15 protein-coding genes and 1 pseudogene are annotated in these 16,396 nt (G+C 66.4%); 11 read left to right on the top strand and 5 right to left on the bottom strand.

Annotated features, from left to right (window positions below):
- The 4 genes and pseudogenes from A5777_RS11685 to A5777_RS11665 all read right to left on the bottom strand — a co-directional run.
- Window positions 1-258: pseudogene (locus tag A5777_RS11685) on the bottom strand (hypothetical protein); the annotation flags it as partial.
- Window positions 255-1,106, bottom strand: a complete 852-nt coding sequence (locus tag A5777_RS11680) for a DUF692 domain-containing protein (RefSeq protein ID WP_064862765.1) — start codon at window positions 1,104-1,106, stop codon at window positions 255-257. The gene A5777_RS11680 and the pseudogene A5777_RS11685, both read right to left, overlap by 4 nt.
- Before the next feature lie 49 nt (window positions 1,107-1,155).
- Window positions 1,156-2,049, bottom strand: a complete 894-nt coding sequence (locus tag A5777_RS11675; protein WP_197502359.1) for a TIGR04222 domain-containing membrane protein — start codon at window positions 2,047-2,049, stop codon at window positions 1,156-1,158.
- A 449-nt stretch (window positions 2,050-2,498) separates the two neighbouring features.
- On the bottom strand, window positions 2,499-3,377 hold the full coding sequence (locus A5777_RS11665) for a CDP-diacylglycerol diphosphatase (protein ID WP_231895031.1): 879 nt from the start codon (window positions 3,375-3,377) through the stop codon (window positions 2,499-2,501).
- A 387-nt stretch (window positions 3,378-3,764) separates the two neighbouring features.
- Here A5777_RS11665 and A5777_RS11660 point away from each other — a divergent pair, with 387 nt between their 5' ends.
- A complete protein-coding gene (locus A5777_RS11660) occupies window positions 3,765-4,703 on the top strand; it encodes an alpha/beta hydrolase (RefSeq protein WP_064862762.1) in 939 nt (312 codons plus the stop codon).
- A gap of 319 nt (window positions 4,704-5,022) precedes the next feature.
- On the opposite strand, the gene A5777_RS11655 is transcribed toward A5777_RS11660, so the two are convergent.
- On the bottom strand, window positions 5,023-5,328 hold the full coding sequence (locus A5777_RS11655; protein ID WP_064862761.1) for a LuxR C-terminal-related transcriptional regulator: 306 nt from the start codon (window positions 5,326-5,328) through the stop codon (window positions 5,023-5,025).
- 190 nt (window positions 5,329-5,518) lie between these two features.
- Here A5777_RS11655 and A5777_RS11650 point away from each other — a divergent pair, with 190 nt between their 5' ends.
- The 10 genes from A5777_RS11650 to A5777_RS11605 form a co-directional block, all read left to right on the top strand.
- Window positions 5,519-9,304, top strand: a complete 3,786-nt coding sequence (locus tag A5777_RS11650) for an nSTAND1 domain-containing NTPase (RefSeq protein ID WP_064862760.1) — start codon at window positions 5,519-5,521, stop codon at window positions 9,302-9,304.
- Window positions 9,305-9,353: 49 nt separating this feature from the next.
- Window positions 9,354-10,157, top strand: a complete 804-nt coding sequence (locus tag A5777_RS11645) for an alpha/beta fold hydrolase (RefSeq protein ID WP_442903036.1) — start codon at window positions 9,354-9,356, stop codon at window positions 10,155-10,157.
- A gap of 11 nt (window positions 10,158-10,168) precedes the next feature.
- Window positions 10,169-11,185 carry an o-succinylbenzoate synthase gene (locus tag A5777_RS11640; RefSeq protein WP_064862769.1) on the top strand — a complete coding sequence of 339 codons (1,017 nt, stop codon included), beginning with the start codon at window positions 10,169-10,171 and terminating at the stop codon, window positions 11,183-11,185.
- A 128-nt stretch (window positions 11,186-11,313) separates the two neighbouring features.
- Complete coding sequence (locus A5777_RS11635) at window positions 11,314-12,648, top strand: cytochrome P450 (protein ID WP_064862758.1); 1,335 nt, start codon at window positions 11,314-11,316, stop codon at window positions 12,646-12,648.
- A complete protein-coding gene (locus A5777_RS11630; protein WP_064862768.1) occupies window positions 12,645-13,307 on the top strand; it encodes a TetR/AcrR family transcriptional regulator in 663 nt (220 codons plus the stop codon). The genes A5777_RS11635 and A5777_RS11630 overlap by 4 nt, the downstream gene beginning before the upstream one ends.
- A gap of 118 nt (window positions 13,308-13,425) precedes the next feature.
- Window positions 13,426-14,058: a hypothetical protein gene (locus tag A5777_RS11625; RefSeq protein ID WP_197502358.1), complete on the top strand. Its 633-nt coding sequence runs from the start codon at window positions 13,426-13,428 to the stop codon at window positions 14,056-14,058.
- 56 nt (window positions 14,059-14,114) lie between these two features.
- Window positions 14,115-14,675 (top strand): hypothetical protein, encoded by a 561-nt coding sequence (locus A5777_RS11620; RefSeq protein WP_064862757.1) that lies wholly within the window; start codon window positions 14,115-14,117, stop codon window positions 14,673-14,675.
- Complete coding sequence (locus tag A5777_RS11615) at window positions 14,672-15,334, top strand: hypothetical protein (RefSeq protein ID WP_082933638.1); 663 nt, start codon at window positions 14,672-14,674, stop codon at window positions 15,332-15,334. The genes A5777_RS11620 and A5777_RS11615 overlap by 4 nt, the downstream gene beginning before the upstream one ends.
- The gene (locus tag A5777_RS11610) at window positions 15,331-15,894 is read left to right on the top strand and encodes a hypothetical protein (RefSeq protein ID WP_064862756.1); all 564 of its coding nucleotides are present in this window, start codon (window positions 15,331-15,333) and stop codon (window positions 15,892-15,894) included. The genes A5777_RS11615 and A5777_RS11610 overlap by 4 nt, the downstream gene beginning before the upstream one ends.
- 83 nt (window positions 15,895-15,977) lie before the next feature.
- Window positions 15,978-16,396 (top strand): FAD-dependent oxidoreductase (locus A5777_RS11605; protein ID WP_197502357.1); only part of this gene is annotated, 419 nt, incomplete at its 3' end.

Raw genomic sequence — 16,396 nt, 5'->3', positions numbered from 1 at the left:
CGCGTCGTCGAACCGGATTCCGAGCTGTGCACGAACCTGCGGGAGCCGCCGCGCTACGTCACCACATCGCTTGCGCAGCAAGGCCTTTTCCGTCGCCGTCAGACGATCGACGTCGAATCCCGGGGGAGGCGGTCCGCCCGCGACGAGCGCACTTACGAGAGCGCTCTGGCGTTCGGCCAGCGTCGGCCTTCTGTTGGACTGCGACTCGACCGGGTGTGATTCGACTCGGTGCGATTCGATGGCGTCGTGCGTGTTCATGATGCGCACTCCCACGGGTGATTCCACCTCGGCCGGTCTATGCCCGCGGCGTCGGCGATGGCATGCAGTTCGTCGACGAGTTCGGTTGCCGGCGGATAGTGTCCGTCACGCTCGAGCAGGAACGCGCCGGCTCGACCTGTTGCCGCGAGCTGCATGACCAACGCGAGCACGTCGTCGGGCACCGGGGCGGTGTGGGTGTCGTGGTAGAACCGGCCGTCGGATGCGCCGCCCGCCACATGGCAATATGCGATCCGCTCCAGCGGGAGTCGGGCGAGGTCTGAGGAGGGATCGGAACCCCGATTGGCAGCGCACGCATAGACATTCGCGACGTCGACGAGGAGATGCACGCCGGTGCGCTCGACGAGTTCGGCAAGGAACTCGCCGTCGGTGTATTCGTCGTCGGGCCACTCGAACAGTGATGCGATGTTCTCCACCGCCAGCGGCACGGGCAGGCAGTCCTGGGTGCGTCGGATGTTGTCGGTCAGCGCATCGAGGGCCTCGCGGCTACGTGGGACGGGGAGAAGATGTCCCGCCTCGACGCCGCCTGCGCGGACGAATGCGATGTGTTCGCTGGCCAATGGTGCGTGGAGCGTTTCGGCGCAGCGAGTGAGCACTGAAATCCTTTGTGCGGTAACGGGTTCTTCGCCGCCGAGTGAGAGTCCCACTCCGTGCGGGATGATCGGGACGTTCAGTGCCATGAGGTCGGGAAGCCAGGAGTGAGGGTCATCGAGTGCGGGTACCGTCTCCGCGATGACCTCGCAGAATCCGAGACCCGAGAGTTCGGCGACGACCCCGGAGATCTCCGGACGCCACCCGATGCCGATTCCGGCGGGCCAGTTGAGTGTCATGGGACTGCTCCTTGTCGTGTCGTGATGGCAGCAGGTAGGTGGGACTCGCTCACCCGCCGCAGCCTCCGCCGCCGCCCCCGCAGCCTCCGCCGCCGCCCCCGCAGCTACTCGACGATCCGCAACTGCTTGACGAACCGAAACCGCCATAGTCGCCACTTGCACCCCACGAGGCCGTGAAATGGGCGGTCGAGGCTTTCGCGTGTGCAGCGAAGAGGGGATCGACGAGCTCGACGATGCGAATTCCGAAGAGCGCGACGCCGATCGCTGCGGCCGTCGGACCATACGTGCGTACGGCCGGCCGCAGTTCAGGTCGAAGGTGTCGGTTCCTCGATCTCGCGGCGTCCAGGACTTTGTCGCCGCGGATCGTGCGTCGTTGCTGGAGCCCTGACACGAACATCAGGGACATCATGTCGACGACGAGGACGGCGACCAGCAGGCCGGTCGGCTTTGCGTTACTCAGCCCTGCGAACATCCTGATCACGCCGACGACCATGAAGAGCGCCAACGCAATTCGGACACCTCGGGCCGAGGGTTCCGTGAGGTAGCCGCGTACGCGCAGTTCGTTTCGTAGGTCGACGCGGGCAGACCGGGTTGTTTTGGCCACAACTTTGCGCTTTCCCGACTGGTTACGGAGCGCCTCGAGTGTCGTGCGGGACAATTGATCGAGTCGGGATTTCGTGCGTGACGGCGTCGGGTTCGGCTGACCGTCGGAGTCGATGTAGCCCTGGGTGAGCAATTGGGTGAGCGCCGCGAGGTAAGCGTTGCGATCGGATACCAGCATGCCGATCTCGGTGGGTGTCAGTCGGTCGATCGGATCGTCGAGGCGGATGCGTCGTGCGCGGTAGATGTCGCAGAGCGCCCAGACCAAGCATGCAACGGAGGCTGTGGCGAAAATGGTGAGGAAGACCGGGCCGGAGATTCCCCAGGTGTTGTGACTGTGCATGTGTTCCACCACGTTTCGTGAAGGGTCGACCATGTGTCGCCAGCGGGGCGGTAACGCGCCATCGCGCACATCCTCGGCGCTGGCAGGTCGATATGTGGGGTGCCCGACGGGCCCCGTGGCGGGGTCGGGCAGATGGGAGTGCGGCGTACCGGGCGTGGCTATCAGCTGTGTCAGGAGTTGTTGCCGCGCTGGATGGCCCGTGGACCAGAAAGGTCAGAGCTGGGTCGCATGGAGGTGATCGTGTACGTCATCTGTTGTCTCGGTGTCGTTGTTCATGACCACCTCCTTCTTCTTCGTATCGAAGAGCTGCGTGGCGTGGAATGTTCACCGCGCCAGGTCATCTCAGTATCGGGGTGGCGTCGCAAATCGCCACTTCTCGGCGCACTTCGTCACCGATTCGTGACCGTCGACCAACTGTTTCGACGACACGCTGTCGAGCGCGTGAACGACTACACGCCCCAGCCGTAGACGTAGTCGGCGAGTCCGGTTCCGTGGGCTGGTGAGACACCCGGAAGATTCGGTGTGCTGTTGAGGACGTAATACGTGTTGGGCGTGCCGGCGTCGATGACGGCGATCGACTGCGTGTACATCGCCTCGCCCTTGGGGAGTTGCTTGTGCAGGACTCGGAACAGATTCGGCAGCGAGCCGGTGTACTTCACGACGCGGAACTGCGCGCTCGTCTTCGTCTTATGCGGATCATTCACCGGGAGGTTCACGTTCGTCGTGGTCCACTTATCGAGGTTCCGCTGTGGGTTCTTGATCGCCTTGAGCGCCGACACGGTCGCGGGATTGGCCACTGCGAGATGGATGTGAAGCTGATCCTTGCCACGCGCCTCCGCTGAATTCACGCCAATGGCAAGGGGTTTCGCGGGAATCTTGGCGACCCACTTCTGGGCCTCCGCCCACGCGGAGTACCAGAGGTTCAACTGCGAACCGTCCCACAGATACGAGCATTCGATGCCCTTGATGCGATTGGTCGGAACCAGCAGGTAGTCGTCGCCGTGCCCGGGATGATCGCCGCCGAGGCGTATCGCATAACGCTTGGGGTGCTTTTTGTCGGGTTGGTACTTCGCCGCGGGCGTCACGACGTCGAGGTTGCCGGGCTTGAACGGCTTGACGCCCGTCTCGCCCTTCACGTCGTCCCAGAGCGTGAATCGGGGGTCCGTCTTTCCGGAGTCCGAGTCGAGTCCGCACCCTGCCGGTGGCGGCGCGACCGTGGGTGCGGCGGTGGCGATGCCCCCTCCGAATGCCGTGCTGATGGCGATCGCCGCACCGATGGCGAGTGTGGCGAGTCGTCGACTCCCGCTCGTTCGTGGTCGTGGCGTCATCCGTAGCGACGTTTCCCGCAATCGAGACTGCATGTCTGGCCTCTCGCCAATTCAGGTCGCCTACTGCGCCGGTTCAGGTGGCCTACGGCGGCTCGTGCGGGAACCATCGTTCCACGTTCAGGCACGGTCCAGCGGTGGAAAAGGGCGAATCCGTGTCCTGCGTTCGGCGGACATCAGCGGAGTTCCGACGTTGTCGACTCGACTGCAGAAGCGCCATCGAAACTAAGCAAACGAGTAACTCTAATTAACATGAGTCACATCCGCCACTTTGGTAACTGACCGGTCTCAATGTCGGAGACCTGTGGTCACGACGCCCGATTGGCCTGGCCCGGGTGTGGGCGGTCGCAATACGGTTCACCGGTGCGTAGGAGATCGTGGTGGTCCGTCATGTCCGTGCGACGTGTGATCGTTGTGGTGGTGCTCGTGGCGACGGCACTGTGCGTCGGACTGGTCAATGCTGGATCGGCTAATGCCGCATCCTTCGGACGGTTCTATGTCGGCGGCTGCGGGATGCCTGCCACCCCCGTTGACATGTGGACGCGCGCGGGCAATTACAAGACGGTCATCGCGCTCGACGGACTGCGCGCCACGAGCGATATGAGTGGATGGCGCCACGAGACGCACATCCAGCGCATGGCGGATTCCGGAGTGAATGTCATTCAGCCGGTCGGCGGCCTCGCGAGCTTCTACTCCGACTGGGAGGCCAAGAGTCCGGGCAGCAAGATCGCCTACCGGTACCGCTGGACCTGCCGCCTCGACAGCATCATCCGCGCACTCGACGCACGCGGTCTCGCGGTGGGTCCGAAGCAGAAGTACGCCATGATGGGGATCTCGATGGGCGGCAACGCCGCGATGATCTACGGCGCCTACCACCGCAACCGCATCTCCGACATCTTCTCGATGTCGGGCTACCTCAACCTCTCCGCGCCGACCATGCGCGAGGCGATTCGCGTCGCGCTCATCGACGCCGGTGTCGAGGCGGGCGTCGGACCGCTGAGCGCGGACGCAATGTGGGGTCCGCCGTGGAATCCGCGTTGGGAGCGCAACGACCCGCTCGTCCAGCTACCCAGAATGCGAGGGATGAAGATCCGCATCGCCTCGGGTTCGGCAACGTGGGGGCGCCACAACACCGATGCGGTGTCGTCGATCAAGGGAACCCCGCTAGAGGTCGCTGCGCTGGCACAGACGCGCGCCTTCGAGGTCGCCGCTGCCCTACAGAAGATCCCCGTCACAACCGACTTCCCGAGTACCGGCACCCATACGTGGGCGTACTGGGAAGACATGGTCTGGCGGGCCAAGAACAGCAGGTGGTTCCACGACAGGTGACCGATGCTTCCGCGCGTTTTCAGGGGATGCGACGCGCGGATCGGTCAGAGTCTCGTGGACGTCCTGTGCGACGCCGATGTCACGCCCGTGACCGAGGATGGGGAGCGGTTGCCCGTCACACCAACGCGGCCGCGGGCGTGACATCGACGCTCTGCGATGTGGACGATCGGCGATGTGGACGATCCGCAAAGTGGACGATCGGCAAAGTGGACGATCCGTCATACCGGCAATCCGCAACACCGGCAATCCGCAACACCGACGATCTGCAACATCGACGATCCGTCATACCGACGATCGGCGACCGACACCGAAGCCGGCGTCACCAATCGGCGAGGTCGACGTAGCCGTCCTGGATGGCCCGGACGAACAGCGCGGCCTTCGACGGGGCGGGCCTGCCGACGGCGGTGTACTTAGCCCGGATTCGGGAGATGTGGGTGTTGACGGTCGTCGCACCCAGATACAGCCGCCGAGCGGCCTCCTCTTTGGACTCCGAGTGCAGCCACGCCACGAGCACCTCGACCTCGCGCGCGGACAGGCGCGCGCGCAACGGCATCGGGGCGGCAGCATCGGCATCGATCTGACGGAGAGGTACTGGTCGATTCTGGACTGACGGTGTCTTGTGCATGGACTCCCTGCGTTCACGCCGAGTGCGAATGGGCGCCGTGAGGTCGACGGTGATTGTGCGAGCAAGGTGTCGTCTCAACGGTTGAATTATCTTCACCGCACTGCTTCCGACGCGGAGTCTGTGGCGCGTCCGTACGCCAAGTCGATACGACTGTCGATACGCTGACCTGCACAAAAGCGCTGGAGGTTTGATGAGGCCGGAGTCGGTGACGACGCGCGACGAACTCGGTCGCGCACTCACGGAACTGCGTGTTCGTGCGGGTCTGAGTGTGCGTGATGTCGCGGCCGATGCCGACGCATTACTGGGGACCGTCGCCGGTTGGTTCGCGGGGCAGCACGCCCCGACCCGCGCGAGCCGTCAGATGTTCGAGAGGGTTCTCGGCGTCTGCGGTGTCACGGAGCCCGACGATGTTGCCGCCTGGTGGGAGGCCGTCGAGCGCAGCGCGCGGAGGACCGGCCGTCGACGCACACGGCCCGACTCCCCGTACCGCGGATTCGCGACGTTCGACGCTGCCGACGATCGCTACTTCTTCGGGCGCGACGTCCTCGTGGCCAGACTCGTCGATCTCATCGTCGCGACGCGCAGCGCCGATCGCGAAGCCAGCGATATGGCGCGCGGTGTGATGGTTGTCGGAATGTCGGGTGTCGGAAAGTCGTCGCTCGTCCGTGCGGGTCTGCTTGCACAGGTCGTCCACGAGGGGCCGCTCGCCGGTTGGCGGTGCACGGTGATGACGCCGGGCGACGACGCGTTGGCGGCCCTCGACGCCGCGATGGACGAGCTGGCCGCGCACGAGCACACTGACCGGCCCGCGCTGCTCGTGATCGACCAGTTCGAGGAGATGTGGACGCAGAACTCCGACGACGTGCGCAAGCAGGCGATCACGCGGATTCTCGACGCCGCGCAGTCGCCGGGCTCCGACATCGTCCCCGTCGGGGTGTTGCGTGCCGATTTCTACGGACGCGTCGTGCCGTGGGTGCCCAAGACGCTGGAGAACTCCCAGTTGGTGGTTCCGCCGATGCAGCGTGAGCAGTTGCGCGAGGTCATCGTCGGACCGGCGCGCGTCGCCGACGTCGAGGTCGAGCCCGACCTCGTCGACATGCTCCTCGACGACGCCGTACCCGCGGCGGGGTCGACGGCAGCCGGTGATCTGCCCCTGCTCTCCTACGCGCTGCTCGCGACCTGGGACCAATCCGACGGTCGGCGGATGACGGTGCGCGACTACCTCGCGACCGGGCGCATCGGTGGCGCGGTCGAGCAGGCGGCGGAGAAGGTATACGGAGAGCTGTCCGCGGACGAGCAACAGATCGCGCGACACATGCTGCTCGCGATGGTCAACGTCGACGAGGACGGGGTGACCCGACGTCGGGTTCCGCTCGACGAACTGACCGCGGACGGAGATCCGCCCGCCGCGCACGTGCTGGAGAACTATGCGGCGTCTCGCCTCGTGACGGTGTCGTCGTCGCATGCGCAGGTCACCCACGAGGCGTTGCTGACCGCGTGGCCGCGGTTGCGCGAGTGGATCGACGACGACCGGGAACAACTCCTGTTGCGTCGGAGATTGCGCGCGTACTCCGAACCGTGGGACGCCGACGGCAGGCCGGACGACATGCTGATCGGTGGGCCGCGATTGGAGGTCTTCGATCATCTGGCGCAGGAGTCCGACGACGATCCGATCGACCCGGTCAGCAGCGAGTTTCTGGCCGCCGCGACTGCTCGACGGTCCGCAGAGGCAGACCGCGAGAGGCGTCGATCCTCTCAGTTGCGGCGCGTGGCACTGTTTGCCGCGGTGTTCGGGGTCGTCGCGGTGATCGGTGCCGTCGCCGCCGTAGCAGCGGGTGTGAATGCGGTCCATCAGCGTGAGGCTGCCGAGAATGCGAGAAACGAGGCACTGAGCCGCCAATTGTCGGTGCAGTCGGCAGAACTCGGCGAGCGCGATCCGTTCATGGCGGCGCAACTGGCGATGATCGCCTACGAGGCATCACCGACGCTGGAGGCACGATCGCGACTGATCGATGCGACGGGCCGCGGCGTGCCGACCCGATATCTCGGTGACCCGGGCTCGGTACTGATGTCGCGCGTCGGCCCACTGATCGCGGCCGCGGGCGCGGGCGGTCAGGTCCGCCTCTTCAGAGTCGACGACGACGGGGTGCAGTCGAAGGTCGCCGAGTTCCGTGCGCCCGGCGGTGGCGGGCGGTTGGCAGGTGTCGCACTGATGCCCGACGCCCGCACACTGCTACTCGGCGGACGCGGAACGATCACCGCCTGGGACATCGCCGATCCCGCACATCCGGTGCGGCGCTACGACTTTCCCGACGTCGGTGGAGACATCAACCGACTCACCGTCAGTCCGGACGGCCGTTTTGTCGTCGCGTCAGTTCCGGACAGGGGCGTCGAGGCGTGGGTGGCCCAGGGGCAGACGTGGCGGTCGCTTCCGTTGCCCCCGAAGGTCGCGGGAGTCGCGGGGGCGGCAGCGTTCAGTGCGGACGGGAAGTCGCTCGCGACCAGCAGTGCGAATCGTCGGGTGGATCTCTGGCGGGTCGACGGTGACGCGCTCGTTCCGACGGGCGAGATCCCACTCGACGAATGGCGTGACAACGAACTCGCGCAGGGACTCGTCTACACCCGCGACGGGACCCGACTGCTCGCGGGGCTGCGGAGTCGGGTGATCCAGGAGTTCGACGTCGCGAATCCCGCAGCACCACGCTCGGTGGCGCGTTTCGGCGGTTTCAACAGCTACGTCAATGCGGTGGCGTTGAACGGTGACGATACGAGAGTCGTGGGCGCGGGTGCCGACAACACGATTCGGGTGTTCGACCGCACGAATCCGGCTGCGGCGCCTCGAGTGTTGACCGGGTCGTCGAACTCGGTGTCAGTAGTCTTCGCGGGCGATCACATCGTCTCGTCGAGCGAGGACGGGCGGGTGCAGGACTGGCCTCCGGTCCTCGGCATGACGTCGGTCGGTTCCAACAGCGTCTACCAGATACCGGCGGACCGCGACGCGACGACGATCGTTGCGGCGGACACAGGCACCGACGGTCGGATCACGCAGTGGCGCGTCGAGCCATCCGCGATCGTGCGTGGTGGGCCGGATCTGATCCCCGCCGAGGGACTCGTGTACTCGGGAGCGGTGGTGATGTCTCCGTCGGGTCGCGTGGTCACCACCGGAACGGTCACCGGGACAGTACAGTTCGCCGACTACTCCGACCCCCGGCAGCCACGCGTCGTCGGCAGTGTCGCAGCACAACCGACGCTCAACGAGACCGTCGACTACAGCGAGAAGTCGGGCCTGGCGATCACCGGCGCCACCGATGGCAACAATCTGACGGTCATCGACGCCACGACGTTGTCGGCGCCGCGTGTCGTCTCCAGGTTCGATGCCGGAGGCGGGATCGCGTGGGCGTCTTTGAGCCCCGACGGGCGTACGGCTGCCGTGGCAACGGTGACGGGGCCGGTGCGACTCATCGATCTCTCCAATCCCGCTGCGCCGCAGGCATATCCCGATCCGATCAGGTTCAAGGCCTCGGCGCTCTCGGTACGGTTCGACGCCGCGGGCACCTCGATCGTCGCGACGTCGGAGGAGCGCAATGTCGAGGTGGCCGACATCTCCGACAAACGCCATCCGCGCAGGACGATCGAGCTTTCCGGACCTGCGGGACAGCTCTACAGTGCCGGATTCTCCGCGGACGGCAAGCGGGTGATCGCGGGCGGAAGCAACTCGGAGGTGTGGGTGTGGAACCTCGCCGACGGTCAGGCCGATGTGGTGCTTCGGTCGTATCCCGGACGCGTGTACGACGTCCGCTTCCTCCCCGGTGACCGCATCGTCGCGGCAGGGCAGGGAGGCTTCATGGAGACCTGGACGCTGGGCCCGGCGCAGATCATCGACGAACAGTGCGCTCACGGCGCCGACCCGATCACCCCGGAGGAGTGGCGGACCTATATCCGCGGGCTCGACTACACCTCGCCGTGTAGGCGGTGACCGGCCGCCCGCAGGTCTGTGGTACGCCCCGTGACTACTCTTGGTAGACGTGCGTACTTTCCGTCGGCCCCGCATCGACACCGATACGACGTCCGGAGTTACGACGTCCGGACACACGACATCCGGAGCGCAATCGCTCGCCGTCGAGGTGTCGGGGTCACTCGACGACGGCGTGCCGGTGGTCCTGGTGCATGGCATGGCCTCCGACCACACCACCTGGCGGACGTTCGCCAAGTCACTACGACGCCGTGGCCGCGCTGTGGTGTCGATGGATCTGCGCGGGCACGGCGTGAGCAGTCGCGAGCAGGCGTACGGGCTCAATGATTTTCGGTCCGACGTCGCGTTCGTCCTCGACGAGCTCGGCCTCGACACCGTCGACCTCGGCGGGCACTCCCTCGGTGCGCACACCGCGCTGCGTGTCGCGATGGACCAACCCGAGCGAGTCCGACGCCTCGTGCTCGAAGAGGTCCCGCCGATGCCCCGCGACGACGCCGACCTCGCCGAGGAGATCGCGGTCGACGCGACACTCGGCGAACGCATACGCGGCCTGGGGCAATTGCTCGCCGATCCGCGGCCGTTCCTGCGGTACGACCGGTCGGTCACCGACCAGGTCAATGCCGAGTTCGCGGTCGCCGCGCCGCAGTGGTGGGCCGCACTCGACGACGTGAGTGCGCGCACGCTGGTGATCTCCGGTGGCGAACGGAGTTTCCTTCCGCCACGGCATCTTAGGTCGCTCAGCGAACGACTTCCCGACGGCTCGTTCGAGATCATCGACGCGGGTCATTCGGTTCACCGCGATCAGAGCTCGCGGTTCGTGCGTCTGGCAGGCGACTTCCTCTCGGCGGAAACATGAACGGCGGGGACATGACGGAAACAGATGCCGCGACGAGCGGGTCAGCGCTGCCCCCGGTCGAGGAGATCCTCGAGACCGCGCGGGTCGTCGCGTTGCCGATGCGGACACGGTTCCGAGGTATCACCCGCCGCGAGGCGCTGATCTTTCGCGGACCGGCGGGATGGGGCGAGTTCGGTCCGTTCGTCGAGTACGACGACGAGGAGTCGGCGGCGTGGCTGGCGGCAGGCATCGAAGCCGCCTACCTCGGACCTCCTGCCGAACGACGAGATTCCGTCCCGGTGAATGCGACCGTGCCTGCTGTCGCAGCCGATCAGGTCGCCGATATTCTCGCGCGCTATCCGGGAGCGACGACAGCCAAGGTGAAGGTGGCCGAGCCCGGGCAGTCGCTGTCCGACGACGTCGACCGTGTTGCGGCCGCTCGCGCCGTGATACCTCGGGTCCGGATCGACGCCAACGGTAAGTGGTCTGTCGAGCAGGCGATCTCGTCGATCCGTGCGATCGGCGAGGTCGAGTACGCGGAACAGCCGTGCGCGACCGTCGACGAGTTGGCCCAGGTTCGTCGGGCTGTCGACGTGCCGATTGCCGCGGACGAGTCGATCCGGAAAGCCACCGACCCGATGCGGGTCGTCGCCGCGGACGCGGCCGACGTCGCGGTGCTCAAGGTGGCACCGCTCGGTGGCATGCGTGCGGTACTGCGGTTGGCCGACCAGATCGGTCTGCCCGTCGTGGTGTCGAGCGCCCTCGACACCGCGGTGGGGATGGCCGCGGGCGTGGCTGCCGCTGCGGCGCTCGACCGTCTCGACCTCGCGTGCGGGCTCGGCACAGGCTCGCTGTTCACCGTCGACGTCGCAGACCCGTTCCTGCCCGAACACGGCGTCGTCGCCCCGCGATGGTGTGGCCCCGACGTCGAACTCTCATCCGATGCCGCCGCCGATCCCGAGCGGGCAGCGTGGTGGCACGACCGTCTGCGCCGGTGTCACGACGTGCTGCGTCGACGCGGCGTCGAGCCGGACTTCGCGAAACCATAGAGACATTTGGGCCGATCTGTTCCAATGAGGTGAGAGCTGCATCACATCGGTAGTGCGCTCACTGAGGGTGCGGGCCGGTTGTGCAGCTGGTCCACCTGCTCTGATCCACCTGGACGGAAGGCTGCGACATGACGATCATCGCTCCGGCGCCTGCGGGAAGTGGACTGCGCGCGGTCCCGTGCGCCGACCGCAACGGGATGCTCGAGGTGCTGTCGATGCGCCGCGACCCGTTCGGCTACTCGGCTGCGCGTCGCGCGACATACGGCCCGATCTACGGGATCAACGCACTCGGGCTGAGGGTGGTGGTCGCATCCGGGGCCGACGCCGCCGACGAGATCCTGCGCAACCGCGACCGTGCCTTCGCCAACGGACCCGCCTGGAGTTACTTCATCGGTCCGTTCTTCAATCGCGGTCTGATGCTGCTCGACTTCGACGAACACCGTCACCACCGGCTGCTCATGCAGCAGGTCTTCTCCAACACGGCACTCAAGGGTTACATGCAGGAGATGTCACCCATGATCCTCGATCGCATGCAGCGGTTCCCCACGGGAAAGGTGCTGTTGGCCAACGAGTTCAAAGCACTGACGCTCGACGTCGCGCTCGAGGTGTTCCTCGGCGTCGAACTGCCTCGCGACGAGGCAGACCGTCTCAACACGGCGTTCATCGAGACGGTTCGCGCAGGAGTTGCGTTGGTGCGCAAACCCGTTCCCGGTGGACGTTGGCGGAAGGGGCTGCGATCGCGTCGAGTCCTCGAAGAATTCTTCTCGTCGGCTATCGCTGACAAACGGGCACGGGAGACCCCCGACCTGTTCTCGGTGCTGTGCCACGCCGAAACCGAAGAGGGGCAACGTTTCACCGACGACGACGTGGTCAATCACATGATCTTCGTGCTGATGGCCGCACACGACACCTCGACTATCACCATGACGCAGATGGCATACCACCTGGCCCGTCACCCTGAGTGGCAACAGCGTGCGCGCGACGAATCAGATGGGCTGCCAAGTGAACTCGGATACGACGATCTCGGCTCGCTGAGTATTCTCGACCTCGTGATGAAGGAGTCGTTGCGGCTGTGTCCGCCCGTGCCGTCCCAGCCGCGCGCGGCGATCGCCGACACCCGCATCGGTGACTTCTTCATCCCTGAGGGCACGATGGTCTCGATCTCGCAGCTGACCAATCATCGCGACCCTGAGATCTATTCGGAGCCTGACCGATTCGACCCCGAGCGGTTCGCGCCCGACCGTGCTGAGGACAAACAGCACCGTATGGCGTGGGCGCCCTTCGGCGGCGGCGTGCACAAGTGTATCGGCCTGTACTTCGGGCAGATGGAGATCAAGACGATCATGCATCAACTGCTGCGCGGCTACGAGTGGTCGGTGCCCGCCGACTATCGAATGCCGATGGATTACAGCGCATTACCGGTTCCCAAGGACCGGCTCCCCGTCACGCTGTGGCGGCGATGACCGCTCGGCGGGCAGCCGAACGTTCTGCTGGCGCGGCACACGCTGGGGAGTCGGGGGAGCCGCCTCGCGACGGCCGACAGCGCAAGCGTCGCAACACCCGCAGTCCCGCGGATCAGGAAGCGGCGATCCTCGCCGCCGCGGCCGACGAGTTCACGGTTGCCGGGATAGCGCAGGCGAACGTCGATGCGGTGGCTTCACGCGCCGGGGTCAGCAGAAGCACGCTGTATCGCCGGTTCCCGAACAAAGACGCTCTGCTGCTCGCGGTCGCGGCCGACCGGTACGAGCGGGGTATGCGCGCACTCGACGCCGCGGTGGCCGGACTCGGGCCGTCCGACGCCGTCGTCGAGGCGTTCTATCGTGGCGCCCAGATGATCTCCGACGATCCGCTGCTCAACCGGTTGATTCTCGCCGATCACGGCGTGAAGCGACTCACCGCCGAACTCGGTGCGCTCTTCGTCGAGGTCGCCACGGCGCGCATCGCCGCTGTGCTGCGTGACGCGGGCGCACAGATGCCCGCCGACGATCTCACTCAGGCCGTGGAAATTCATGTGCGACTGGTCATCTCGTATCTGGAAATGCCGTCGTCGGACGATTCGCGGCGCGAGCCGAGCAGTGTGCGTCACTTCGCGGCGACGTTCCTCGCTCCGATGATCTGGTGAGAGTGCGTTCCCACACCCTAGGGTGGATGCGAAGTCGCGTCGGTGGGATCAATGAACGAGCAAGTGCGCCGGCGGCGTGGCTCCTCACGCGCAGTACGAGACAGGGAGGGCGTGCGTCATGACGCGGCGCGCAGGTTCGGGTTCGTCGACGGAACGTGTATCCGTCGACGGGTCCGTGGCGAGCGATCAGACGCTCCTCGAGAACGAGCGCGGTGCGCGGGCGGAGTTGCGCAGCGCGCTCGATGACCTGCTCAACGCCGAGGTCGACGCGGGGATACGGCCCGGTGCGCGCCGGATCTGGTGGGTGCTCGTCGGGCTGGTGGTGATCGGTGCCGTCGTCGCGGCGGGCGTCGGAGTGGCCGCGTGGGTGCGAGCGGCGCATGCCTACACCGACGACGACTATCGGCACACCGCCACCGAGGTGGCGTCGCTGCTGCTGTCGGCCGATCCTGCCGACCCCGCCCGTGCACGGCGCATCCTCGACCGCGCCACGGGAGGATTCCACGACGAATTCGCCCAATCGGCGAGCAGTTACACCGAGTACGTGCGACGCACCGGAACCGTCGGAGATGCGACGGTCGACGCGTCGGGGGTCTCGGCGCGCGCCGGCGACGACGCGACGGTCCTCGTCGCGGCCGCAGTCAGCTATCGCGGTCAGCAGCAGACGCCGGTGCGTGAGTTCCGGTTGACGATGCTGGTCGTGCCCGACGACGGGGCGCTCAAGGTGAGCGCCGTCAAGTACCTGCCATGAGTGCTGGGAAGATGAATGCTGGGGACATGAGCGCTGGGGACATGAGCGCTGGGGACATGAGCGCTGGGGAAACGAGCTCAGCGGATTCTCGGGAGCCCACGAGTGAGGCTCGCCGACAACGGATTATCGGCACACGAATCATCGGAAGCCGCTGTGCCGTCGTCCTCGTGCTGTGTGCCGCGCTCCTCCTCGCCGCGGTGGCGGCGGGCGTCGTGGTGTCATCGCGCGCGGTGGCACACAATAGTGCTGTCGAGCAGGCGCGCACCGAGTTGCGTGAGCAGGCGGGGTCGACGGTCGCCGCGGTCTTCACCGTGCACTCGGCGACATGGCAGACCGACCGCGCCCGCGCCCGCAGTCTCGTCGCGGGCGACTTCGCAAAGGGCTTTGCCGCGCAACTCGGTCGCGCACCCGACGGCGGCGTGACGGCCGTCGAATGGCGACCCGGCGACGTCGCAGTGTCCAGTGCGCAGACAGACAGCGGAACGGTGCTGATGACCGCGACGGTCACCACGACTCGCGCAGACGCCGCTCCGGTCATCGAGAAGCGCACGGTGAGTGCATCATTCGCCGAGATCGACGGTCGCTGGCTCGTGACCGGAGTCGAGGTGCTCGCGTGAGTGACATCGGGAAGCCCGAGAAGGTGAGCTCGGACGAGCCGGAATCGTCGGAGAACGAGCGTGTTCTGGCGGCTGCCGCTCGGGTCGACGAGGCCACTCGGACGGCGCGACGCGCGCGGATCGCAGCGGCAGATGCGCTACGCGCGCGTGCCCGTCGCCGATCTCACGCGCTGCGCATCGGGTTGGCCTGTGCCGCAGTGCTCGTCGTCTGCGGCCTGGTCGCGATCATCGTGCTCGCAGTGGTCGATCACCGGCAGGACGAACGCGCAGCCGGGCAGCGTGCCGCGCTGACCGCCGCACGCGGCGCGGTGACGGCGATGCTCACCGCTACGCCGAAGGACGCAGCCGGGTACGCCGACCGGATCATCGCGAACAGCACCGGCGCAGAGCATGATCGGCTCAGCAAGGCACGTGACGCACTCGTCGCCGCGGTCTCCTCCGCCGAGACCGGGATGTCGGGGCGGGTGATCGCGGCGGGATTGATCAGCGACCCGACGTCGACGTCGGACGGGGCGCGTGCCGACGCGCTCGTCACCGCGCAGGCCTCCGATCCCGCTCTGCTCGGCGCCGACTCGGACACCGATGTGCTCACGGTGCGCCTGTCGCTGCAACGCGTCGACGGGACGTGGAAGACCGCAGAGGTGGTGGTGGTGAAATGAGAGCTGATGCCGACATGAGACCGCTGGTCGACCACCACAGGCTGCCGCGTCGCGCGCGCAGAGCGCTACTCGCGGCGTCGCTGATTGTCGTCGTTGCGTTGGTTGTCGCGGCGGTGTCGTGGACCCGTGCGTACACCGACAGACCATCACCGGACGACGCAACGCGCTCGGCGCTGCTGACGGCCACCGAACGGATCGTCGAACAAACGTTGCGTGTGGCGCCGAATGCGTCGGAGAAGCAACGAGACACGGTGGCCGCCGGGCTGACCGATCCGCTCGCAACCCGCTACGCACTCCATGGTCCCGACGCAGTATTGCCCGGCACGGTTGCGGGCAGGCTGACCGTGGGGGCCGACGTCGTCGACGCGGGTGTTGCGTCGTACACCACGTCGGCCGCGCGCGTCCTGGTCTTCATCGATGAGACGCTCGGGAACTCGGCAGGCTCGAGCGACGAGAATTCGCCGACCAGAACCCCTATTGCTCGATGGGCGCACATGCGTAATGTCGACGGGAACTGGTTACTGGCCGACCTCACACCCGTCGGGGACATCACGCGCTGATGCAGAGGCATCGCTCGGACGCGAGACATCGCTTTCGCCGACGCCTGATCGAGGAGTGCGATCGTGCCGAACGAGAGGATCTCATGAGCGCAACAGCGGGTGTCGTGATCGTCGGGGCGGGACTCGGAGCGATCCGCGTGGCCGAAAACCTCCGCGCCGATGGGTACGACAAGCCGATCACGCTGATCGGGGCCGAACCGCATCCGCCGTATGATCGTCCGCCGCTGTCGAAGTCGGTGCTGCTGGGCAAGGACGACCGCGTCGACCTCAAACCGGCTGCCTTCTATACCGATTCGGATATCACGCTGCGTCTGGGTACCACCGTCGGCTCCGTCGACACCGACGCGAAGACGGTGTCCGTGGTCGACGAGGCGGGTGAGCGCAGCGTCGTCGAATACGACACGTTGGTGCTGGCGACCGGTCTGCGGCCCCGTGCGTTCCCGGGCACCGATGCGATGTCGGGTGTGCACACACTGCGTACGTTCGCCGATGCTCTCGCGGT

Source organism: Gordonia sp. 852002-10350_SCH5691597, assembly GCF_001665715.1.
Taxonomy (GTDB): Bacteria; Actinomycetota; Actinomycetes; order Mycobacteriales; family Mycobacteriaceae; genus Gordonia; species Gordonia sputi.
This window is presented reverse-complemented; position numbering and strand designations above follow the sequence as displayed.